Raw genomic sequence first — 20,764 nt, forward strand, 5'->3', positions numbered from 1 at the left:
CAATCGAAAGCGAAACGTGTCTCACTCTTGCCGATCGCGCTTCAAATCGCCGTTACTCGGCGGCTGCCTTTTCCGGCAGCTTCACCGAACCGCCGGCCTTTTCGATCTTCTCGATGGCAGCCTTGGAGGCGCCGGCCACGTCGAAAGCGAGCTTGGCCTTGATGTCGCCGTCCGAGAGGATCCGCACGCCGTCCTTGACGCGGCGGATGACGCCGGCCGCGACCAGCGCTTCGGCTGTCACGGTCGTCTTGGCGTCGAGCTTCTTGGCGTCGAGCGCGGCCTGGATGCGGGCCAGCGACACGACGGCAAAGCTCTTGGCGAAGATGTTGTTGAAGCCACGCTTCGGCAGGCGCCGGTAGAGCGGCATCTGGCCACCCTCGAAGCCGTTGACGGCGACGCCGGAGCGCGCCTTCTGGCCCTTGACGCCGCGACCCGCAGTCTTGCCCGAGCCGGAACCGATGCCGCGGCCGAGACGCTTCTTGGAATGCGTCGCGCCGTCCTTGTCACGCAGATCGTTGAGTTTCATCTGAGTTCTCCTGCGCTCTGGTTCAGCCCTCGTCCACGACGCGGACGAGATGCTGGACGGCAGCGATCATGCCGCGCACTGAGGGGGTGTCCTCCAGCGTGCGCTGCTTGTGCATCTTGTTGAGGCCGAGGCCGACCAGCGTCGCTCGCTGCTCCTTCGGCCGGCGGATCGGCGAACCGATCTGCTCGACGGTGATGGTCTTGGTTGCTTTCTTGGCCATGGTCAAAAATCCCTGGTCAGCGTCGACTATTCTTCGGCCGCAACGGCGGTGCCGCGGCGGGCCTGAAGGGTCGAATACTTGATGCCGCGCGCGGCAGCCACATCCTTGGGATGCATCTGGCTCTTCAGCGCGTCGAAGGTGGCGCGAACCATGTTGTACGGGTTCGACGAACCCATCGACTTGGCGACCACGTCATGCATGCCGAGCGTCTCGAAGACGGCGCGCATCGGGCCGCCGGCGATGATGCCGGTACCCTGCTTGGCAGCGCGCAGCAGAACGCGACCGGCACCCCAGCGCCCCTCGACGTCGTGGTGCAGCGTACGGCCCGAACGCAGCGGCACGAAGATCATGTCGCGCTTGGCCGATTCGGTAGCTTTGCGGATCGCCTCAGGCACTTCGCGCGCCTTGCCGTGACCGAAGCCGACGCGGCCCTTCTGGTCGCCGACGACGACGAGTGCTGCAAAGCCGAAGCGCCGGCCGCCCTTGACGACCTTGGCGACGCGGTTGATGTGGACGAGCTTGTCCACCATGCCGTCGTCGCGCTCTTCGCGATCACGGCCGCGGCCGCCATCCCTACGTTCCTGTGCCATATCCTGTTCCTTGTTTTTTTCCGGAAGCACGGTTGATGATGATATCCGGCACCTCAGTGGGTTGCCGGGGGCGAAACTCATTTTTCCTTCGCATGATCCTATCCGAAAAGTCTGCAACTTTTTGCTGCGCTGACCTCCGGTTCGGGATCCTGCGTTAGAAGCTCAAGCCGCCTTCACGGGCGGCCTCGGCCAGCGCCTTGACGCGGCCGTGATAGATGTACGGTCCACGGTCGAAGACGACTTCCTTGATGCCGGCCTTCGAAGCGCGCTCGGCAATCAGCTTGCCTATTGCCACTGCGGCGGCAGTGTCGGCACCGGTCTTGAGCGAACCCTTGAGGTCCTTCTCCAGCGTCGAGGCGGCAGCGATTGTGTGGCCCTTGGTGTCGTCGATCACCTGCACGTAGATGTTCTTCGACGTGCGGTGGACCGACAGCCGCGGACGCTCGCCCGCGACCTTCTTGATCTGGCGGCGGACGCGCTGAGCGCGGCGTTGTGTGGATTCTTTCGAGCCCATGATATCAGTTCCTTGCCTTCAAAAAACGGGGGCAACCCTGTGCGGTAGGACAAGCCTCCCGCGACCGCTCCCCGCGGCGTTGAAATTACTTCTTCTTGCCTTCCTTGCGGACGATCTTCTCGCCAGCGTAACGAACGCCCTTGCCCTTGTACGGCTCGGGACCGCGATATTCGCGGATCTCGGCAGCAACCTGACCGACCTTCTGCTTGTCGATGCCGGTCACGGTGATTTCCGTCGGCTTCGGCACGGTGATCGTGATGTCCTGCGGCGTTTCGTAGACGACATCATGGCTGAACCCGAGCGCCAGCTGCAGGTTCTTGCCCTGCATGGCGGCGCGATAGCCGACGCCGGTGATCTCAAGCTTCTTTTCAAAACCGTCCTTGACGCCCTGCAGGATGTTGACGATCTGCGTGCGCGACATGCCCCATTTGGAGCGAGCGGTCTTGGTCTGGTCGCGTGGCTGGACAGCGATCTCGCTGCCTTCCATTTTGACCAGCACTTCGTCGTTCACCACGAACTTCAGCTCACCCTTGGGGCCCTTCGCCGTGACGGTCTGGCCGTCGACGGTCGCGGTCACGCCCTGCGGCAGCGAAACGGGTTTCTTTCCAATACGAGACATTTTGTTGTCCTCGTCACTTCTCTTGTTTCAGGTCTCTGTTTTCGAACATGCGTCCGAAAACCGGATTCCACTTTCCGGGATCGCGCTCCAGATCAGAAGATCTGGCAGAGGATTTCCCCGCCGACATTCTGTTCGCGCGCTTCGTGGTCGGCCATGACGCCCTTCGGCGTCGAAAGGATCGCGATGCCGAGGCCGTTGGCGACGTGCGGGATCGACTTCGCCGAAACGTAGACGCGACGGCCCGGCTTGGAGACGCGGGCGATTTCGCGCACGACCGGCGCACCGTCGAAATACTTCAGTTCGATCTCGATTTCGGACTTGCCGTTGTCGAAGTCGGTCTGGCTGTAGTCGCGAATATAGCCTTCCGCCTTCAGCACGTCGAGGACGCGGGTACGCAGGCGCGAGGCCGGCGTCGAAACGCTCGACTTCTTGCGGCCATAGGCGTTGCGGATGCGGGTCAGCATATCGCCGAGAGGATCGCTCAATGACATGTTATGTCCTCCTTACCAGCTCGACTTGACCAGGCCCGGGATCTGGCCGTTATTGCCGAGATCACGAAGCGCGATGCGCGATACTTTGAGCTTGCGATAGTAGGCACGCGGACGGCCGGTGACTTCGCAGCGGTTGCGGATGCGGATCTTGGCCGAGTTGCGCGGCAGTGCCGCAAGCTTCAGCTGGGCGCGGAAGCGCTCTTCCATCGGCTTGGACTGATCCATGATGATCGCCTTGAGGGCCTTACGCTTGGCAGCGTACTGGTCCACAAGCTTGCGGCGCCTGTTGTTCTTCTCGACTGAGCTGGTCTTTGCCATTTCAGATTTTTCCTTTTCTCGCTGCCGTTACTGGCGGAAGGGGAAGTTGAAGGCCTTGAGCAATGCCCTGGCTTCGTCGTCCGTCTTCGCAGTCGTACAAACGATGACGTCCATGCCCCAGATCTGATCAACCTTGTCGTAATTGATCTCCGGGAACACGATGTGTTCCTTGATGCCCATGGCATAGTTACCACGGCCATCGAAGCTCTTCGGATTGAGCCCGCGGAAGTCGCGGACGCGCGGCAGCGCGATGTTCACGAGACGGTCGAGGAACTCATACATGCGTTCCTTGCGCAGCGTGACTTTGGCGCCGATCGGCATCTTTTCGCGGACCTTGAAGCCGGCGATCGAGTTGCGCGCATGGGTGACGACGGCCTTCTGGCCGGCGATCAGCGCAAGATCTTCCGCCGCGATCGAAGGCTTCTTCGAATCACCGGTCGCTTCGCCGACGCCCATGTTCAGCACGATCTTGTCGATGCGCGGAACCTGCATCTCGTTCTCGTAGCCGAACTGCTCCTGCAGAGCCTTGCGGATGGTCTCGTTGTAGACCTGCTTGAGGCGCGGCGTGTTCTGGGCAGTCGCCTGCTTGGTTTGAGCCTTAGCCATTGATGACTTCTCCCGAGCGCTTGGCGACGCGCACCTTCTTACCGTCCTTCTGGAAGATGAAACCGACACGGGTCGGCTTGCCATCCTTGGGGTCGGCCAGCGCGATGTTCGACAGTTGGATCGGCGCTTCCTTGGTGATGATCCCGCCCTCTTGGGACTGGGACTGCTTCTGGTGACGACGGATCATGTTGACGCCGCGCACCAGCGCGGTGTCTTCCTTCGGCTGTACCGAGAGGACTTCGCCCGAACGGCCCTTGTCCTTGCCGGCCAGCACGACGACCTTGTCGCCTTTTCTAATCTTCTGCATTGGTCCGGCTCCTTACAGCACTTCAGGCGCGAGCGAGATGATCTTCATGTGGTTCTTGGCGCGGAGTTCGCGCGGAACCGGTCCGAAGATACGCGTGCCGATCGGCTCTTTCTTGTTGTCGACGAGAACGGCCGCGTTCTTGTCGAAACGGATCACGCTGCCGTCCGGGCGGCGGATGTCCTTGGCCGTGCGAACCACGACCGCCTTCATCACATCGCCCTTCTTGACGCGGCCGCGCGGGATGGCTTCCTTGATCGACACCACGATGATGTCGCCCACGGAAGCGTATTTCCGCTTCGAGCCGCCCAGCACCTTGATGCACATGACACGACGGGCGCCGGAATTATCCGCGACGTCGAGGTTTGTTTGCATCTGAATCATGACTGGCCGCCTTTTTCTCTTCTAACGGGACGGGTTCTTCACCCTTCCCCGGTCTGTCCAAAATTCGTTTCGTTGCCCTGATCAGGCCTGGTCCGAAGACACGACGGTCCAGCGCTTGTCCTTGGAAATCGGCTTCGATTCCTGGATGAACACCTGATCGCCAACCTTGTGGGCGTTGTTCTCGTCGTGCGCCTTGTATTTCTTGGTCATGCGCACGGTCTTCTTCATCACAGGATGCGTGAAGCGCCGTTCGACCTTGACGACAACCGTCTTCTCGTTTTTGTCGCTGACGACGGTGCCCTGCAGAATGCGCTTTGGCATGGTTTTCGTCCTTAAGCCTTCTTAGCCGCGGACTTTTCCGCAGCGATGGTCTTGATACGCGCAATGTCCTTGCGGACCTGCCTCACGCGCGCGGTCTTCTCGAGCTGGCCGGTGGCCTTCTGGAAGCGCAGGTTGAACTGCTCCTTCTTCAGGCTGGCCAATTCGTCGGTCAGCTGGTCCTGGGTCTTTGTCCGGATGTCTTCGGCTTTCATGATCAGCCCGTCCTTATTCTGCGATGCGCTGTACGAAGCGCGTCCTGACCGAGAGCTTGGCCGCGCCGAGACGCAGCGCCTCACGGGCGGTTTCCTCATTGACGCCGTCGATCTCGAACATGATGCGGCCGGGCTTGACGCGCGCCGCCCAGTAATCGACAGCGCCCTTGCCCTTGCCCATGCGGACTTCGGTCGGCTTCGACGTCACCGGGACGTCAGGGAAGATACGGATCCAGACGCGGCCGGCGCGCTTCATCTCGCGGGTGATCGCGCGGCGGGCCGCCTCGATCTCGCGCGCGGTGACGCGGTTCGGCTCAAGCGCCTTCAGCCCGAAACCGCCGAAATCCAGATTGGTACCGCCCTTGGCGGCACCATGGATACGGCCCTTGAACTGCTTGCGGAACTTTGTGCGCTTTGGCTGCAGCATCGTTCTAACTCCAAATTCTCAACTGTCTCAGGCGTTTTCGCGACGGCGACCGCGTTCGCGCTCACCACCACCGCCATGCGCATGATCGCCCTCGGTGGCGCGGCGCTCCGAAGCCATCGGATCGTGCTCGAGGATTTCGCCCTTGAACACCCAGACCTTAACGCCGCAGATGCCGTAGGCGGTGTGTGCTTCGGCCGTGCCGTAGTCGACGTCGGCGCGCAGCGTATGCAGCGGCACGCGACCCTCGCGGTACCATTCCATGCGCGCGATCTCGGCGCCGCCGAGTCGGCCGGCGCAGTTGATGCGGATGCCTTCGGCACCGAGGCGCATAGCCGACTGCACGGCGCGCTTCATGGCGCGGCGGAACGCGATGCGGCGCTCGAGCTGCTGGGCGATTGACTGGGCGACCAGCGTGGCGTCGATCTCGGGCTTACGCACTTCGACGATGTTCAAATGCGTCTCGGACTTCGTCATCTCCATCAGCTTCTTGCGAAGCTTCTCGATGTCGGCGCCCTTCTTGCCGATGATCAGGCCCGGACGCGCCGCATGGATGGTGACGCGGCACTTCTTGTGCGGACGCTCGATCACAACCTTCGAAATCGCAGCCTGCTTGAGTTCCTTCTCAAGATACTTGCGGATCTTGATGTCCTCATGCAGCAGCTGGCCGTACTCGCCGGTGTTGGCGAACCAACGCGAATCCCAGGTACGGTTGATGCCGAGACGCAGACCGATCGGATTGATTTTCTGGCCCATTATGCGGCCTCCACTTTTTCTTCGACTTCACGAACGACGATCGTGAGGTGCGAGAACGGCTTCTCGATACGGCTGGCGCGGCCACGGCCACGGGCATGGAACCGCTTCATGACGATCGACTTGCCGACATAGGCTTCCGCCACGATCAGCGCATCGACGTCGAGGTCGTGGTTGTTTTCCGCGTTGGCGATCGCCGATTCCAGCGTCTTCTTGACCGTGCCGGAAATCCGCTTGGCCGAGAATTCGAGATCGGAAAGCGCTGTCGCGACCTTCTTGCCGCGGATCAGCGCGGCAACCAGGTTCAGCTTCTGCGGGCTGATACGGATCGTGCGCAACACGGCGCGCGCTTCGTTGTCAGCAAGCCTGCGCGGAGCTTTGGCCTTGCCCATGATTATTTCCTCTTCGCCTTCTTATCCGCGCCATGACCGTAATAGGTCCGGGTCGGAGCGAATTCACCGAACTTGTGGCCGACCATGTCTTCGTTCACCGAAACGGGAACGTGCTTCTGGCCGTTGTAGACACCGAAGGTGAAGCCGACGAACTGCGGCAGGATGGTGGAGCGACGGCTCCACATCTTGATCACCTCATTGCGACCACCTTCACGAACCTTGTCCACCTTCTTGAGAAGGTAGCCGTCAATGAAGGGGCCTTTCCAAATCGAACGAGTCACTTGGCGTTACCTCTTCTTAGCTCTTGCGCTGATGGCGCGAGCGCAGGATGAACTTGTCGGTCGCCTTATTGGACCGCGTCTTCTTGCCCTTGGTAGGCTTGCCCCAAGGTGAAACCGGATGGCGGCCACCGGAGGTGCGGCCTTCGCCGCCGCCATGCGGATGGTCAACCGGGTTCATGGTCACGCCGCGGTTGTGCGGACGTTTTCCCCGCCACACAGTGCGGCCTGCCTTGCCGTCATTGATGTTGCCGTGGTCCGGGTTGGACACGGCGCCGACAGTGGCCATGCACGAGCCGTGGACGACACGCTGCTCACCCGAGTTCAGGCGCAGGATCGCCATGCCCTGGTCACGGCCGACGAGCTGGGCATAACCGCCAGCCGAACGGGCAACCTGGGCGCCCTTGCCCGGCTTCAGCTCGATGTTGTGGACGATCGTGCCGACCGGCATCGAGGCCAGCGGCATCGCATTGCCCGGCTTCACGTCGACCGCTTCGCCGGCCACGATCTTGTCGCCGGCAGCAAGGCGCTGCGGGGCGATGATGTAGGACAGCTCGCCATCGTCATACTTGATCAGCGCGATAAAGGCGCTGCGGTTCGGATCGTATTCGATACGCTCGACAGTTCCGACAATGTCGAACTTGCGGCGCTTGAAGTCGATGATGCGGTACGTACGCTTGTGACCGCCGCCGATGAAGCGGGCCGTGATGCGGCCGTAATTGTTACGGCCGCCCGACTTGGTCAGGCCTTCTGTCAAGCCCTTGACGGGCTTGCCCTTGTAGAGGCCCGAGCGATCGACGATGACCAGCTGGCGGGTGCTCGGGGTTATCGGGTTGAATTTTTTCAGTGCCATGTTTGTTGTCCTCGCGGTCTTGCTCAGAGACCCGTCGCGACGTCGATCGACTGGCCGTCGGCCAGCGTCACGATCGCCTTCTTGACGTCGCTCTGGCGGCCGATCGTGCCGCGGAAGCGCTTGATCTTGCCCTTGCGGACAAGCGTGTTCACGGCCATCACCTTGACGCCGAACAGCGCTTCGACGGCAGCCTTGATTTCCGGCTTCGACGCCTTCTTGGCGACGTTGAAGACGACCTGGTTCTGCTCGGAAGCCATGGTCGACTTTTCGGTGATCGCCGGCGAGACGATCACGTCGTAGTGACGAAGGTCGGTCATTTGAAGCGCTCCTCGAGAGCCTCGACGGCGGCCTTCGAAAGGACCAGCGTGCCGCGGCGCAAAATGTCGTAGACGTTGATGCCCTGGATGGGCAGCACGTCGATGTTCGGGATGTTCGTCGCCGCCAGCTTGAAGTTCTTATCGAGCTCGGCGCCACCGATCACCAGGGCATTGGACAGGCCCAGCGTCGCGAAATTCGCGATCAGCGCCTTGGTCTTGGCCTCGGTCAGCATCAACTCGTCGATGATGATGAGCGACGCGCTCTTGGCCTTGGCCGAGAGAGCATGCTTGAGGCCCAGCGCGCGCACCTTCTTCGGCAGGTCGTGCTCGTGGCTGCGGACGACCGGGCCGTGGGCCTTGCCGCCGCCGCGGAACTGCGGAGCGCGTGCCGAATGGTGGCGGGCGCGGCCCGTACCCTTCTGCTTGTACATCTTGGCGCCGGTGCGGGCGATCTCGGCGCGACCCTTGGTCTTGTGCGTGCCCTGCTGCTTCTTGGCAAGCTGCCAGCGCACGACGCGCTGCAGGATGTCCTCGCGCGGATCAAGGCCGAAAATCTCCTCGGAGAGTTTCACCTTGCCGGCGTCCTTGCCGCCAAGCGTTGTGATCTTGAGGTCCATTATTCCGCTCCCTCTGTGGCCGGGGCATCTACTGTGGCCGGGGCATCGTTCTTGGCGCCGTCACTGGTTGCAATGACGCGGATTGCGGCGGGCTTCGGCGCATTGGCCGGCAGCGCAAACTTGGCCGCGTCGCGGACCAGGATCCACGCGCCCTTCGAACCGGGAACCGCGCCGCGGATCAGGATCAGGCCGCGATCGGCGTCGGTCGAGACGACCTCGACATTTTGCGTGGTGACGCGGGTGTCGCCCATGTGGCCGGCCATATGCTTGCCCTTGAACACCTTGCCCGGGTCCTGGCGCTGGCCGGTCGAGCCGTGGGTACGGTGCGAGACCGAGTTGCCGTGGGTCGCGCGGCCACCGCCCATGTGGTGCCGCTTGATAACGCCCTGGAAACCCTTGCCGATCGTGGTTCCCGTCACATCGACCTTCTGGCCGGCGACGAAATGATCGACAGTGATCTCGGCGCCGACATCGATCATGTTGTCGGCGGAGACACGGAATTCGGCAACCTTGGCCTTCGGCTCGACGGAAGCGGTCGCGAAATGGCCGCGCATCGCCTTCGACGTGTTCTTCACCTTGGCAAGGCCAACGCCGAGCTGGACGGCGGTATAGCCGTTCTTCTCCTGCGTGCGCTGCGCCACGACCTGGCAGTTCTCCATCTGGAGAACAGTGACGGGAACATGTTCCCCGGCATCGTTGTAGATGCGGGTCATTCCCACCTTCTTTGCAATCACACCTGAACGCATCGGTTCAATTCCTTTAGAGTTCCCTGTCGGGGCTGTCGCCCCTCCACGCCTCTTGTTCCTTCAGAGTTCCGGGTCGCCCCGCCCCTCTGGTTCCTTAAAGCTTGATCTCGACGTCGACACCGGCGGCAAGATCGAGCTTCATCAAAGCGTCGACTGTCTGCGGGGTCGGATCGACGATATCGAGCAGACGCTTGTGCGTGCGCATCTCGAACTGCTCGCGGCTCTTCTTGTCGACGTGAGGCGACCGGTTGACCGTGAACTTTTCGATCCGCGTCGGCAGCGGAATGGGGCCGCGGACGTTGGCGCCGGTGCGCTTGGCCGTCGACACGATTTCCCGCGTCGAGGCGTCAAGGACCCGGTGATCAAACGCCTTCAGGCGGATGCGGATATTCTGTCCGTTCATGCGTCACTTCCTTGTTCTGGCGCGGCGCGGGCAGCGCCCGCGACAGATCGGTTTAAGTCCAAATTACTCTTTGATGGTGACGACGATGCCGGCACCGACGGTGCGGCCGCCTTCACGGATGGCGAAGCGCAGCTTCTCTTCCATGGCGATCGGCACGATCAGCTCGACATCGACGGTGATGTTGTCGCCAGGCATCACCATTTCGGTGCCTTCCGGCAGCGACACGATGCCGGTCACATCGGTCGTGCGGAAATAGAACTGCGGACGGTAGTTGGTGAAGAACGGCGTGTGACGGCCGCCCTCGTCCTTGGTCAGGATGTAGGCTTCGGCGACGAACTTCTTGTGCGGCTTGACCGTGCCGGGCTTGGCCAGAACCTGGCCGCGCTCGACACCTTCGCGGTCGACGCCGCGCAAGAGCGCGCCGATGTTGTCGCCGGCCTGGCCCTGGTCGAGCAGCTTGCGGAACATCTCGACGCCGGTGCAGGTCGTCTTGGTGGTCGGACGGATGCCGATGATCTCCAGCTCCTCGCCGACCTTGACCACGCCGCGCTCGACGCGGCCGGTCACCACCGTGCCGCGGCCCGAGATCGAGAACACGTCCTCGATCGGCATCAGGAACGGCTTGTCCAGCGGACGAACCGGCGTCGGGATGTAGTCGTCGACCGCAGCCATCAATTCGCGGATCGAATCCTCGCCGATCTTCTTGTCGGAATCTTCCAAAGCGGCAAGTGCCGAACCCTTGACGATCGGAATGTCGTCGCCGGGGAACTCGTTCTTGGTCAGCAGCTCACGCACCTCGAGCTCGACCAGCTCGAGCAGCTCGGCGTCGTCGACCTGGTCGACCTTGTTCAAGAACACCACGATCGACGGCACGCCGACCTGACGGGCCAAAAGGATGTGCTCGCGGGTCTGCGGCATCGGGCCGTCGGCGGCCGACACAACCAGGATCGCGCCGTCCATCTGCGCGGCACCGGTGATCATGTTCTTCACATAGTCGGCGTGGCCCGGGCAGTCGACATGGGCGTAGTGGCGGTTGGCCGTCTCGTATTCGACATGCGCCGTCGAGATGGTAATGCCGCGCGCCTTCTCCTCGGGCGCCGCATCGATCTGGTCGTAGCGCTTGTATTCGCCAAAATACTTGGTGATCGCCGCCGTCAGCGACGTCTTGCCATGATCGACATGGCCAATCGTGCCGATGTTCACATGAGGCTTTGTACGCTCGAATTTACCTTTTGCCATGTGATCTCTCCATTCCTGCTCGCCCGTGCGGGCTTTGAATTAAGTTAGCGCTGCAACCCGTTCGGGCTACGCGTATTTCTTCTGGACTTCCTGAGCGACCGCGGTCGGCACCGGCTCGTAGTGATCGAACTGCATCGTGTAGGCCGCGCGGCCTTGGCTCATCGAGCGCAAATTGTCGACGTATTTGAACATGTTGGCGAGCGGCACCATTGCGTTGATGACCACCGCCACGCCACGGGCTTCCTGGCCTTGGATCTGGCCGCGACGGCCGTTCAGGTCGCCGATGACGCTGCCGACATAATCTTCGGGCGTCACCACTTCGACCTTCATGATCGGCTCGAGCAACTGCACGCCAAGCCTGGGGGCCGCTTCACGGAAGCAGGCACGGCCAGCGATTTCGAAGGCCAGAACGCTGGAATCCACGTCGTGGTAGGCACCATCGATCAGCGTCGCCTTGACGCCGATCATCGGGAAGCCGGCGAACGGGCCCGACGTCATGACGCTGTTGATGCCCTTTTCGACGCCGGGGATGTATTCCTTCGGCACAGCGCCGCCAACGATCTTGGATTCGAACAGGAATTCGCTGCTTTCCGGATTTGGCTCGAAAAGAATTTTGACGCGAGCGAACTGACCGGTGCCGCCGGTCTGCTTCTTATGGGTGTAGTCCTGCTCTTGGCTGCGGGTGATCGTCTCGCGATATGCCACCTGCGGCGCGCCGACATTGGCCTCGACCTTGAACTCGCGGCGCATGCGGTCGACGATGATGTCGAGGTGGAGCTCGCCCATGCCGGAAATGATCGTCTGGCCTGATTCCTCGTCGGTCTTGACGCGGAAGGACGGGTCCTCGGCAGCCAGGCGATGCAGCGCAAGGCCCATCTTTTCCTGGTCGTTCTTGGTCTTCGGCTCAATCGCGATCTGGATGACCGGATCGGGGAACTCCATGCGCTCGAGAATGACCGGATGCAGCGGATCGCAGAGCGTGTCGCCCGTGGTCGTGTCCTTGAGGCCGGCCAAGGCGACGATGTCGCCGGCGAAAGCCTCTTCGACGTCAGCGCGCGAATTCGCATGCATCTGCAGCATACGACCGATGCGCTCCTTCTTGCCCTTGACCGTGTTGTCGACCGAGATGCCCTTGGTGAGCTTGCCCGAATAGATGCGGGCGAAAGTGAGCGAGCCGACGAACGGGTCGTTCATGATCTTGAAGGCGAGCATCGACAGCGGCTCATTGTCGTCTGCATGACGCTCGATCTCGGCGTCGGTCTTGGCGTCGACGCCCTTGATGGCCGGAACGTCGGCCGGCGACGGCAGGTATTCGACGACGGCGTCGAGCAGCGGCTGCACGCCCTTGTTCTTGAAGGCCGAGCCACAGAACATCGGGTAGAATTTCACCGCAATGGTGCCCTTGCGGATCAGCGCACGGATCTCGTCATTGTCGGGCATCTTGCCTTCGAGGTAATTCTCAAGCGCCGTCTCGTCCATTTCGACGGCGGCCTCGATCATCTTCTCGCGGTATTCTTCCGCACGAGCCTTGAGATCGTCCGGGATCTCGACGACGTCCCAGGCAGCGCCCAGCGTTTCGTCGCGCCAGACCAGCGCGTTCATCTCGACGAGGTCGACGATGCCCTTGAACTCGGTCTCGGCACCGATCGGCAGCTGCATGACGACGGCATGCGCGCCGAGGCGCGAGCCGATCATCTCAACCGAGCGGTAAAAATCCGCGCCGATCTTGTCCATCTTGTTGCAGAAGATCATGCGCGGCACGCGGTACTTGTCGGCCTGGCGCCAGACGGTTTCCGTCTGCGGCTCGACACCGGCATTGGCGTCGAGCAGCGCAATGGCGCCGTCGAGCACGCGCAGCGAACGCTCGACCTCGATGGTGAAGTCGACGTGGCCGGGGGTGTCGATGATGTTGAAGCGGTGCATCTTGCCGTCACGACCCTTCCAGAAGGTCGTGGTCGCGGCGGACGTGATGGTGATGCCGCGTTCCTGCTCCTGCTCCATCCAATCCATGGTGGCAGCACCGTCATGGACTTCGCCGATCTTGTGCGACTTGCCCGTGTAGTAGAGGACGCGCTCGGTGGTCGTCGTCTTGCCGGCGTCGATATGCGCCATGATACCGAAATTACGGTAATCTTCGATTTTATATTCGCGGGCCATGGGAGGTGCCTCTTCAGTCTCGTTCGCGCTTTACCAGCGGTAGTGCGCGAAGGCGCGGTTGGCTTCTGCCATCTTGTGGGTGTCTTCACGCTTCTTGACGGCGGTGCCGCGGTTGTTGGCCGCGTCCATCAGCTCGCCGGAGAGGCGGTCGACCATCGTGGTCTCGTTGCGGTTGCGGGCGGCAGCGATCAGCCAGCGGATAGCCAGCGCCTGACGGCGCTCGGGGCGCACATCGACCGGAACCTGGTAGGTGGCGCCACCGACGCGGCGCGAACGCACTTCCACATGCGGCGCGACATTGTCGAGCGCTTGATGGAAGACGGTGACCGGCTCCTGCTTGGTCTTGGACTGGACCTGGTCGAGCGCGCCGTAGACGATGGTCTCGGCAACCGACTTCTTGCCGTCATACATGACGGCGTTCATGAACTTGGTGACGATCAGATCGCCGAACTTCGGATCCGGATTGATCTCACGCTTTTCTGCACTGTGACGACGGGACATTTTTTCTCTGCCTCAATTCTGCGTGGTGGCCTGGACCCCGGATCGTCGCCTGGCGCCGTCCGGGATGACCTTGGCTACGCTTCGGTCACTTCGGACGCTTGGCGCCGTATTTCGAACGGCGCTGCTTGCGGTTCTTCACACCCTGCGTGTCGAGCACGCCGCGGATGATATGGTAGCGAACGCCCGGAAGATCCTTGACGCGGCCGCCGCGGATCATGACCACGGAGTGCTCCTGAAGGTTGTGACCTTCGCCGGGGATATAACCGATCACTTCAAAACCATTGGTCAGGCGGATCTTGGCCACCTTGCGCAGCGCCGAGTTCGGCTTCTTCGGCGTCGTGGTGTAGACGCGCGTGCAGACGCCCCGCTTCTGCGGGTTCTGCTGCATGGCCGGGACCTTGTTGCGCTTCACCGGCGCAATGCGCGGCTTGCGGATCAGCTGGTTGACGGTAGGCATTAAACCCTCTTGTCTCTCAATTCCGTGTCTCGCCCGGTCAGGGCCGCTCAAAGCGTCATTTCCATACGCAAATTCGGGCCACAAACCGCGCCTCGCGGTCTTGCCCGAACAAATGGCAGAGGAAGCGGAAGCCGCTTCATGCACGCCGGAAATGTCTTTTCGCTCGTAAAACGAACCCTGTTTGAGGCAAACTCCAAAGCGTGTCGCTTCGGAAGTGAGAGCCTCACATCGGTTCTGACTGGGCGGCTTCTACTCGCAAGCCTGTTGCCCGTCAACCCCGGCCGCCAAATATTACGTTGAAACCGAGGCTTGGCAGCCATGCGAAAAGCGCATGTAATTTTCTTTCGTCATTTTGCAAGGGGAAGGAAGAAAGTGACCGGCTTTCGGCTGTTGCGCAGCCATGCTTCATGCGAAAAAGGCGGCATGAACAGCGCAAATCCCCCCGCCCGGAGGAATCGGCCCGTGAACGACAATGATGAGCGCCCGGTCACCATCATCACCGGCCGGGCATGGAAAAAGAAGGGCGGCAGGCCGGAAGGCGTCCACCTCATGCTGGTCGCGCCCGACGACGATTCGGCGGTGCGCCGGGCGCTCGAATCGCTCGCGGCCGAAGGCTATGCCGAGGCGGAGCTCGACCAGATCGGCGACCTGGACGGCGTGCCCGACGAAGAGCCACACCTGTCCGCCTATCAGGGCGCGCTCGAAGGCGAAGTCTCGATCGTCACCTTCGACGTGCCAGTCTGAAGCAGGGCCGATCTGTTCGGGGTCTGTCTGAAACGAAGCCGATCTCGGCAGCCTGCGGGCAAGCTCCTGCCGCTTGCCCGACATCGGTTCTCTGCTAAGAACCATCGCTGCCAAGAGCAATTCATTTCCAATCTGCGGAGTCTCCCATGTCCAGGAACAACGACCCCATCAAGCTCGGCATCGTCGGGGTAGGAAAGATCGTCCGCGACCAGCATCTGCCGGCCTTGGCGAAGGACCAGGCCTACCGCCTCGTCGCCGCCGCCAGCCGGCACGGCAAGGTGGAAGACATCCCGAATTTCCCAACCATCGAGGCGATGCTCGACGCCGTGCCGGAGCTCGAGGCCGTATCGCTCTGCATGCCGCCGCAGTTCCGCTATGACGCCGCGCGGACAGCGCTGGAAGCGAAAAAACATGTCTTCCTGGAAAAGCCGCCCGGAGCCACGGTCAGCGAGGTCGAAGACCTGAAAGCACTGGCCGCGGCAAACGGCGTCTCGCTGTTCGCCAGCTGGCATTCGCGCTATGCGCCGGCGGTGGAAGCCGCGCGTGCATTTCTCGGCTCGACCCAGATCAGCTCAGCAGCCATCAACTGGAAGGAGGACGTGCGCCGCTGGCACCCGAACCAGGACTGGATCTGGGCGCCAGGCGGCTTCGGCGTGTTCGATCCCGGCATCAACGCGCTGTCGATTGCGACCCACATATTGCCGGCGATGTTCATCACCTCGGCAATTCTCGATTTTCCCGAAAACCGCGCGGCCCCGATCGCTGCACATATCGCCTTCCGCACCTCTGATGGATTGCCGGTGACGATGGAACTCGACTGGCGCCAGACCGGCCCGCAAAGCTGGGACATCCTGGCCGAGACGGACAAGGGCGCGATGGTGCTTTCGGGCGGCGGTTCAAAACTAGCGGTCGACGGTCGTGTCGTTTACGACGAGCCGGAAGCGGAGTATCCGATGCTCTACAAGCGCTTCGCCGAGATCGTGCGCGCCGGCGTGTCCGACGTCGACCTCGCCCCGCTGCAGCATGTCGCAGACGCCTTCATGCTCGGCAAACGCAATGTGGTGGAAGCGTTTTTCGATTAAGCCGCGACGCTGTAAAGAGTGGCCGTCGCTTCCGGTCCTGACCATCTTGCAAGCGTCGCGCCGCCCCTCATCTGCCTGCCGGCATCTTTTCCCGTGAACGGAGAAGATGCCGGCATCAAAGATTTCGTCAATCTCCGGCGTCGCAGAAAGAGCGCCAAGACTGCGGCCAGGTTCTTTCTCCCCGTTCACGGGGAGAAATGCCCGGCCAGGGCAATGAAGGGCGGCGCTGGACGATCGAAAATAAGTCACAACAGTCGACGACGCCTTCTCCAGTCCGTCGCCAGCGGCATTAGTTCCCAGCTTCAACACACAAAAAAGCCGCCGGGTTGCCCCGACGGCTTTGTTGCCTGATATCTGTACCGCCGCACTTACTGCGCGGCGGAAGCCATGTCGGTCAGCATCGGATCGGCGACCTCGACGCCCGACGCCTTGCGGCGCTCGTCGATGATCAGCTCGTCGCGCGAGGTGGCGATGCGCCGGATCTGGCTCATCGTGCCGCCGGTGCCGGCCGGGATCAGCCGGCCGACGATGACGTTTTCCTTCAAGCCTTGCAGCATGTCGGTCTTGCCGGCAACCGCCGCTTCGGTCAGCACGCGGGTCGTCTCCTGGAAGGAGGCGGCCGAGATGAAGGACGGCGTCTGCAGCGAGGCCTTGGTGATGCCCAAGAGCACCGGCTGGCCTTCGGCCGGCTTCTTGCCGTCCTCGACCAGGCGCTCGTTGACCTCTTCCAGCTCGATCACGTCGACGTGGTCGCCCGGAATGTAGGTCGAGTCGCCCTGCGCCGTGATCTCGACCTTCTGCAGCATCTGGCGAACGATCACCTCGATGTGCTTGTCATTGATCGACACGCCCTGCAGACGGTAGACCTCCTGGATCTCGTTGACGAGGTAGGACGCAAGCGCCTCCACGCCCTTGATCGCCAGGATGTCGTGCGGCGCCGGATTGCCGTCGAGGATGTAGTCGCCCTTCTCGATGACGTCGCCGTCCTGGAGATGGAACGGCTTGCCCTTCGGGATCAGGTACTCGACCGGCTCAAGCGTCGAGTCATGCGGCTCAATGATAATGCGGCGCTTGTTCTTGTAGTCGCGGCCGAAGCGGATCGTGCCGTCGATCTCGGCGATGATGGCGTGATCCTTCGGACGACGTGCCTCGAACAGTTCGGCAACACGCGGCAGACCGCCGGTGATGTCCTTGGTCTTGGCGCTTTCCATCGGGATACGCGCCAGCACGTCGCCGGGGCGAACCTGTGCACCCGGCTCGACCGAAAGAATGGCCTCGACCGAGAGCAGGAAGCGAGCGTCGCCGCCCTTCGACAGTTTGCCGACCTTGCCCTTGGTGTCCTGGACGACGATCGCCGGCTTGAGATCGTTGCCGCGTGGCGTCGAACGCCAGTCGATGACCTCGCGCTTGGTGATGCCGGTCGATTCGTCGGCCGTTTCCTGGACGGAAATGCCATCGACCAGATCCTCGAACGCCACCTTGCCCTCGATTTCGGTGAGGACCGGGCGGGTATAGGGATCCCACTCGGCGATGCGCTGGCCGCGCTTCACCTTGTCGCCATCGTCCACGAAGATGCGCGAACCATAGGTGACACGGTGCGTGGCGCGCTCCTTGCCGGCCTCGTCGAGGATCAGCACCGCCATGTTGCGGCCCATGACCATCTGCTGGCCGTCGGAGTTGCGCACCACGTTGCGGTTGCGGATCTCGACCTTGCCCTCATAAGAGGCTTCAAGGAACGACGAGTCCACCACCTGCGCCGTACCGCCCATGTGGAAGGTACGCATGGTGAGCTGGGTGCCCGGCTCGCCGATCGACTGCGCCGCGATGACGCCGACAGCCTCGCCCTGGTTGACCGGGGTGCCGCGGGCCAGATCGCGTCCGTAGCAGACCGCGCATACACCGACCCTGACGTCGCAGGTCAGCGCCGAGCGGATGCGGACCGACTGGACGCCGGCCTGTTCGATCTGCTCGACGTCGCGTTCGTCCATCAGCGTTCCGGCCTTGACCAAAACCTCACCCGTGACCGGATGAGTGATGTCGTCGAGCGCCGTGCGGCCGAGAACGCGCTGGCCGACGGAAGCGACGACCTGGCCGGCATCGACGATCGGCTGCATGGTGAGGCCTTTATCGGTGCCGCAGTCGACGGAGTTGACGATGCAGTCCTGCGCCACGTCGACCAGACGACGGGTGAGGTAACCCGAGTTCGCCGTCTTCAAGGCGGTGTCGGCCAGACCCTTACGGGCGCCGTGGGTCGAGTTGAAGTACTCGAGCACGGTCAGGCCTTCCTTGAAGTTCGAGATGATCGGCGTCTCGATGATTTCACCGCTAGGCTTGGCCATCAGGCCGCGCATACCGGCAAGCTGGCGCATCTGGGTGGGCGAGCCGCGCGCACCGGAGTGCGACATCATGTAAATCGAGTTCATCGGCTTTTGACGGCCATTATCCTCGAACTCGACCGCCTTGATGCGGGCCATCATCTCGTCGGCGACCTTTTCCGAGCACTTGGCCCAGGCGTCGACGACCTTGTTGTACTTCTCGCCCTGCGTGATCAGCCCGTCATTGTACTGCTGCTCGTATTCCTTGGCCAAAGCCTCGGTGTCGGAGACCAGCTTGATCTTGGCATCCGGGATCAGCATGTCGTCCTTGCCGAACGAAATGCCGGCGCGGCAGGCGTGGCTGAAGCCGAGGGCCATGATGCGGTCGCAGAAAATGACCGTCTCCTTCTGACCGCAATGGCGGTAGACGGTGTCGATCATCTTGGAGATGTTCTTCTTGGTCATCTCCTGGTTGGCGGTCTCGTACGGCACGTTGACGTTCTTCGGCAGAAGCTCGCCGATGATCATCCGGCCGGGCGTGGTGTCGTAAATCTTCGACACTACCTTGCCGTCCGCATCGACCGTGCGGAAGCGGCCCTTGATCTTAGAATGCAACGTCACCGCCTTGGTCTCGAGCGCGTGCTGGAGTTCGCCCATATCGGCAAACACCATGCCCTCGCCCGGCTCGTTCTGGTTGACGATCGAGAGATAGTAGAGACCCAGAACCATGTCCTGCGACGGCACGATGATCGGCGCGCCCGAAGCCGGGTGCAGGATGTTGTTGGTCGACATCATCAGCACGCGGGCTTCGAGCTGCGCTTCCAGCGACAGCGGCACGTGAACCGCCATCTGGTCGCCGTCGAAGTCGGCGTTGAAAGCCGTGCAGACCAGCGGGTGAAGCTGGATAGCCTTGCCTTCGATCAGGATCGGCTCGAACGCCTGGATGCCGAGGCGGTGCAGAGTCGGCGCACGGTTCAAGAGCACCGGATGCTCGCGAATGACCTCGTCGAGGATATCCCAGACCTCCGGACGCTCCTTCTCGACCAGCTTCTTCGCCTGCTTGACGGTCGAGGAATAACCCTTGGCGTCGAGACGGGCATAGATGAAGGGCTTGAACAGTTCGAGCGCCATCTTCTTCGGCAGGCCGCACTGGTGTAGCTTGAGCTCCGGACCGGTGACGATGACCGAGCGGCCGGAATAATCGACGCGCTTGCCGAGCAGGTTCTGGCGGAACCGGCCTTGCTTGCCCTTGAGCATGTCCGACAGCGACTTCAGCGGACGCTTGTTGGCGCCGGTGATGACACGGCCGCGACGGCCGTTGTCGAACAGCGCGTCAACGGCTTCCTGCAGCATGCGCTTTTCATTGCGCACGATGATGCCGGGCGCACGCAGCTCGATCAGCCGCTTCAGGCGGTTGTTGCGGTTGATGACGCGGCGATAGAGATCGTTGAGATCGGACGTGGCGAAGCGGCCGCCGTCCAGCGGAACCAGCGGGCGCAGGTCCGGCGGGATCACCGGTACCACCTTCATGATCATCCATTCCGGACGGTTGCCGGACTCCATGAAGTTCTCGACCACTTTGAGCCGCTTCAGATACTTCTTCTGCTTGAGCTCGGACGTGGTCGAAGCCAGCTCCGAACGCAGGTCGCCGGCGATCTTTTCCAAGTCCATGCCGGCCAGAAGGTCGTGGATGGCCTCGGCGCCGATCATGGCGGTGAAGCTATCTTCGCCATATTCGTCGACGGCCATCATGTACTCTTCCTCGCTGAGGAGCTGGTGCTCCTTCAGCGCGGTGAGGCCGGGCTCGGTGACGATGTAGTTCTCGAAGTAGAGAACGCGCTCGATGTCCTTCAGCGTCATGTCGAGCAGCGTGCCGATACGCGACGGCAGCGACTTCAGGAACCAGATATGGGCGACGGGCGCGGCCAGTTCGATATGGCCCATGCGCTCGCGGCGGACGCGCGACAGCGTGACTTCGACGCCGCACTTCTCGCAGATGACGCCCTTGTACTTCATGCGCTTGTACTTGCCGCACAGACACTCGTAGTCCTTGATCGGACCGAAAATGCGCGCGCAGAACAGGCCGTCACGCTCCGGCTTGAAGGTGCGGTAGTTGATGGTCTCCGGCTTCTTGATCTCGCCGAACGACCAGGACAGAATCTTCTCAGGGCTGGCGAGCGAGATCCGGATGGAATCGAACACCTGCGCAGGCGCCTGGGGATTGAAGAGATTCATGACCTCTTGGTTCATGCCGTTCTCCTTTTCGGGGTCCTCGAAAACCCCTTGCATCTAGCGCGGGCCAAACCGCCCGCCGACTTGATCGGCCATCGGCCGAAGAATTTGGTGTGTCCGGTCGCGGAAGCCGCGACCGGACGTCTTGC

Annotated in this window: 28 protein-coding genes; 2 read left to right on the forward strand and 26 right to left on the reverse strand. The window is 62.0% G+C overall.

The window, feature by feature from the left end:
- Positions 1 to 52 precede the first annotated feature (52 nt).
- The 25 genes from rplO to rpsL form a co-directional block, all read right to left on the reverse strand.
- Positions 53 to 526, reverse strand: a complete 474-nt coding sequence (rplO, locus tag ACWTU8_RS10025) for a 50S ribosomal protein L15 (RefSeq protein WP_123151505.1) — start codon at positions 524 to 526, stop codon at positions 53 to 55.
- Between the two features lie 22 nt (positions 527 to 548).
- Positions 549 to 746 (reverse strand): 50S ribosomal protein L30, encoded by a 198-nt coding sequence (gene rpmD, locus ACWTU8_RS10030; RefSeq protein WP_006205449.1) that lies wholly within the window; start codon positions 744 to 746, stop codon positions 549 to 551.
- Between the two features lie 26 nt (positions 747 to 772).
- Positions 773 to 1,336 (reverse strand): 30S ribosomal protein S5, encoded by a 564-nt coding sequence (rpsE, locus tag ACWTU8_RS10035; RefSeq protein WP_006333394.1) that lies wholly within the window; start codon positions 1,334 to 1,336, stop codon positions 773 to 775.
- A gap of 154 nt (positions 1,337 to 1,490) precedes the next feature.
- Positions 1,491 to 1,850 (reverse strand): 50S ribosomal protein L18, encoded by a 360-nt coding sequence (rplR, locus tag ACWTU8_RS10040; protein WP_455847981.1) that lies wholly within the window; start codon positions 1,848 to 1,850, stop codon positions 1,491 to 1,493.
- Between the two features lie 85 nt (positions 1,851 to 1,935).
- The gene (gene rplF / locus ACWTU8_RS10045) at positions 1,936 to 2,469 is read right to left on the reverse strand and encodes a 50S ribosomal protein L6 (RefSeq protein WP_023799285.1); all 534 of its coding nucleotides are present in this window, start codon (positions 2,467 to 2,469) and stop codon (positions 1,936 to 1,938) included.
- A gap of 92 nt (positions 2,470 to 2,561) precedes the next feature.
- Complete coding sequence (gene rpsH / locus ACWTU8_RS10050) at positions 2,562 to 2,960, reverse strand: 30S ribosomal protein S8 (protein ID WP_006205453.1); 399 nt, start codon at positions 2,958 to 2,960, stop codon at positions 2,562 to 2,564.
- Between the two features lie 12 nt (positions 2,961 to 2,972).
- On the reverse strand, positions 2,973 to 3,278 hold the full coding sequence (gene rpsN, locus ACWTU8_RS10055) for a 30S ribosomal protein S14 (protein WP_029352223.1): 306 nt from the start codon (positions 3,276 to 3,278) through the stop codon (positions 2,973 to 2,975).
- Between the two features lie 27 nt (positions 3,279 to 3,305).
- A complete protein-coding gene (gene rplE / locus ACWTU8_RS10060; protein ID WP_023799287.1) occupies positions 3,306 to 3,884 on the reverse strand; it encodes a 50S ribosomal protein L5 in 579 nt (192 codons plus the stop codon).
- Positions 3,877 to 4,191: a 50S ribosomal protein L24 gene (gene rplX / locus ACWTU8_RS10065; RefSeq protein ID WP_013531428.1), complete on the reverse strand. Its 315-nt coding sequence runs from the start codon at positions 4,189 to 4,191 to the stop codon at positions 3,877 to 3,879. The genes rplE and rplX overlap by 8 nt, the downstream gene beginning before the upstream one ends.
- 12 nt (positions 4,192 to 4,203) lie before the next feature.
- Positions 4,204 to 4,572 carry a 50S ribosomal protein L14 gene (rplN, locus tag ACWTU8_RS10070; protein ID WP_006205457.1) on the reverse strand — a complete coding sequence of 123 codons (369 nt, stop codon included), beginning with the start codon at positions 4,570 to 4,572 and terminating at the stop codon, positions 4,204 to 4,206.
- A gap of 81 nt (positions 4,573 to 4,653) precedes the next feature.
- Positions 4,654 to 4,893: a 30S ribosomal protein S17 gene (gene rpsQ / locus ACWTU8_RS10075; protein ID WP_023799288.1), complete on the reverse strand. Its 240-nt coding sequence runs from the start codon at positions 4,891 to 4,893 to the stop codon at positions 4,654 to 4,656.
- Between the two features lie 11 nt (positions 4,894 to 4,904).
- Entirely contained in the window at positions 4,905 to 5,105 is a 201-nt protein-coding gene (gene rpmC / locus ACWTU8_RS10080) for a 50S ribosomal protein L29 (protein ID WP_023799289.1), read from the reverse strand.
- 13 nt (positions 5,106 to 5,118) lie between these two features.
- Positions 5,119 to 5,532 (reverse strand): 50S ribosomal protein L16, encoded by a 414-nt coding sequence (gene rplP / locus ACWTU8_RS10085; RefSeq protein WP_023799290.1) that lies wholly within the window; start codon positions 5,530 to 5,532, stop codon positions 5,119 to 5,121.
- Between the two features lie 27 nt (positions 5,533 to 5,559).
- Complete coding sequence (gene rpsC, locus ACWTU8_RS10090; protein ID WP_029352216.1) at positions 5,560 to 6,285, reverse strand: 30S ribosomal protein S3; 726 nt, start codon at positions 6,283 to 6,285, stop codon at positions 5,560 to 5,562.
- Positions 6,285 to 6,674 (reverse strand): 50S ribosomal protein L22, encoded by a 390-nt coding sequence (rplV, locus tag ACWTU8_RS10095; protein WP_023799292.1) that lies wholly within the window; start codon positions 6,672 to 6,674, stop codon positions 6,285 to 6,287. Before rplV ends, rpsC begins: the two co-directional genes overlap by 1 nt.
- Positions 6,675 to 6,676: 2 nt before the next feature.
- Complete coding sequence (rpsS, locus tag ACWTU8_RS10100; RefSeq protein ID WP_006205463.1) at positions 6,677 to 6,955, reverse strand: 30S ribosomal protein S19; 279 nt, start codon at positions 6,953 to 6,955, stop codon at positions 6,677 to 6,679.
- Between the two features lie 16 nt (positions 6,956 to 6,971).
- A complete protein-coding gene (gene rplB / locus ACWTU8_RS10105) occupies positions 6,972 to 7,805 on the reverse strand; it encodes a 50S ribosomal protein L2 (protein WP_029352208.1) in 834 nt (277 codons plus the stop codon).
- A gap of 23 nt (positions 7,806 to 7,828) precedes the next feature.
- The gene (locus ACWTU8_RS10110; protein ID WP_010909275.1) at positions 7,829 to 8,122 is read right to left on the reverse strand and encodes a 50S ribosomal protein L23; all 294 of its coding nucleotides are present in this window, start codon (positions 8,120 to 8,122) and stop codon (positions 7,829 to 7,831) included.
- Positions 8,119 to 8,739: a 50S ribosomal protein L4 gene (gene rplD / locus ACWTU8_RS10115; protein WP_065008704.1), complete on the reverse strand. Its 621-nt coding sequence runs from the start codon at positions 8,737 to 8,739 to the stop codon at positions 8,119 to 8,121. Before rplD ends, ACWTU8_RS10110 begins: the two co-directional genes overlap by 4 nt.
- Positions 8,739 to 9,485, reverse strand: coding sequence for a 50S ribosomal protein L3 (rplC, locus tag ACWTU8_RS10120; protein WP_095520652.1), 747 nt, complete (start codon positions 9,483 to 9,485; stop codon positions 8,739 to 8,741). The genes rplD and rplC overlap by 1 nt, the downstream gene beginning before the upstream one ends.
- 94 nt (positions 9,486 to 9,579) lie before the next feature.
- Positions 9,580 to 9,888 (reverse strand): 30S ribosomal protein S10, encoded by a 309-nt coding sequence (gene rpsJ, locus ACWTU8_RS10125; protein WP_006205468.1) that lies wholly within the window; start codon positions 9,886 to 9,888, stop codon positions 9,580 to 9,582.
- Between the two features lie 63 nt (positions 9,889 to 9,951).
- Positions 9,952 to 11,127, reverse strand: coding sequence for an elongation factor Tu (tuf, locus tag ACWTU8_RS10130; RefSeq protein ID WP_029352152.1), 1,176 nt, complete (start codon positions 11,125 to 11,127; stop codon positions 9,952 to 9,954).
- A gap of 66 nt (positions 11,128 to 11,193) precedes the next feature.
- On the reverse strand, positions 11,194 to 13,284 hold the full coding sequence (gene fusA / locus ACWTU8_RS10135) for an elongation factor G (protein ID WP_029352192.1): 2,091 nt from the start codon (positions 13,282 to 13,284) through the stop codon (positions 11,194 to 11,196).
- A gap of 30 nt (positions 13,285 to 13,314) precedes the next feature.
- Complete coding sequence (rpsG, locus tag ACWTU8_RS10140) at positions 13,315 to 13,785, reverse strand: 30S ribosomal protein S7 (RefSeq protein ID WP_008875664.1); 471 nt, start codon at positions 13,783 to 13,785, stop codon at positions 13,315 to 13,317.
- An 85-nt stretch (positions 13,786 to 13,870) separates the two neighbouring features.
- Complete coding sequence (gene rpsL / locus ACWTU8_RS10145; protein ID WP_006333356.1) at positions 13,871 to 14,242, reverse strand: 30S ribosomal protein S12; 372 nt, start codon at positions 14,240 to 14,242, stop codon at positions 13,871 to 13,873.
- Between the two features lie 462 nt (positions 14,243 to 14,704).
- Here rpsL and ACWTU8_RS10150 point away from each other — a divergent pair, with 462 nt between their 5' ends.
- Together ACWTU8_RS10150 and ACWTU8_RS10155 are read left to right on the forward strand one after the other, a co-directional pair.
- Positions 14,705 to 14,986: a hypothetical protein gene (locus tag ACWTU8_RS10150; RefSeq protein ID WP_029352173.1), complete on the forward strand. Its 282-nt coding sequence runs from the start codon at positions 14,705 to 14,707 to the stop codon at positions 14,984 to 14,986.
- 146 nt (positions 14,987 to 15,132) lie between these two features.
- Entirely contained in the window at positions 15,133 to 16,068 is a 936-nt protein-coding gene (locus ACWTU8_RS10155; protein ID WP_455847982.1) for a Gfo/Idh/MocA family protein, read from the forward strand.
- A gap of 368 nt (positions 16,069 to 16,436) precedes the next feature.
- Here the strand turns inward: ACWTU8_RS10155 and rpoC are convergent, their stop codons facing one another.
- On the reverse strand, positions 16,437 to 20,633 hold the full coding sequence (rpoC, locus tag ACWTU8_RS10160) for a DNA-directed RNA polymerase subunit beta' (RefSeq protein ID WP_127315885.1): 4,197 nt from the start codon (positions 20,631 to 20,633) through the stop codon (positions 16,437 to 16,439).
- Positions 20,634 to 20,764: the final 131 nt, after the last annotated feature.

Source organism: Mesorhizobium sp. BHbdii, assembly GCF_053848045.1.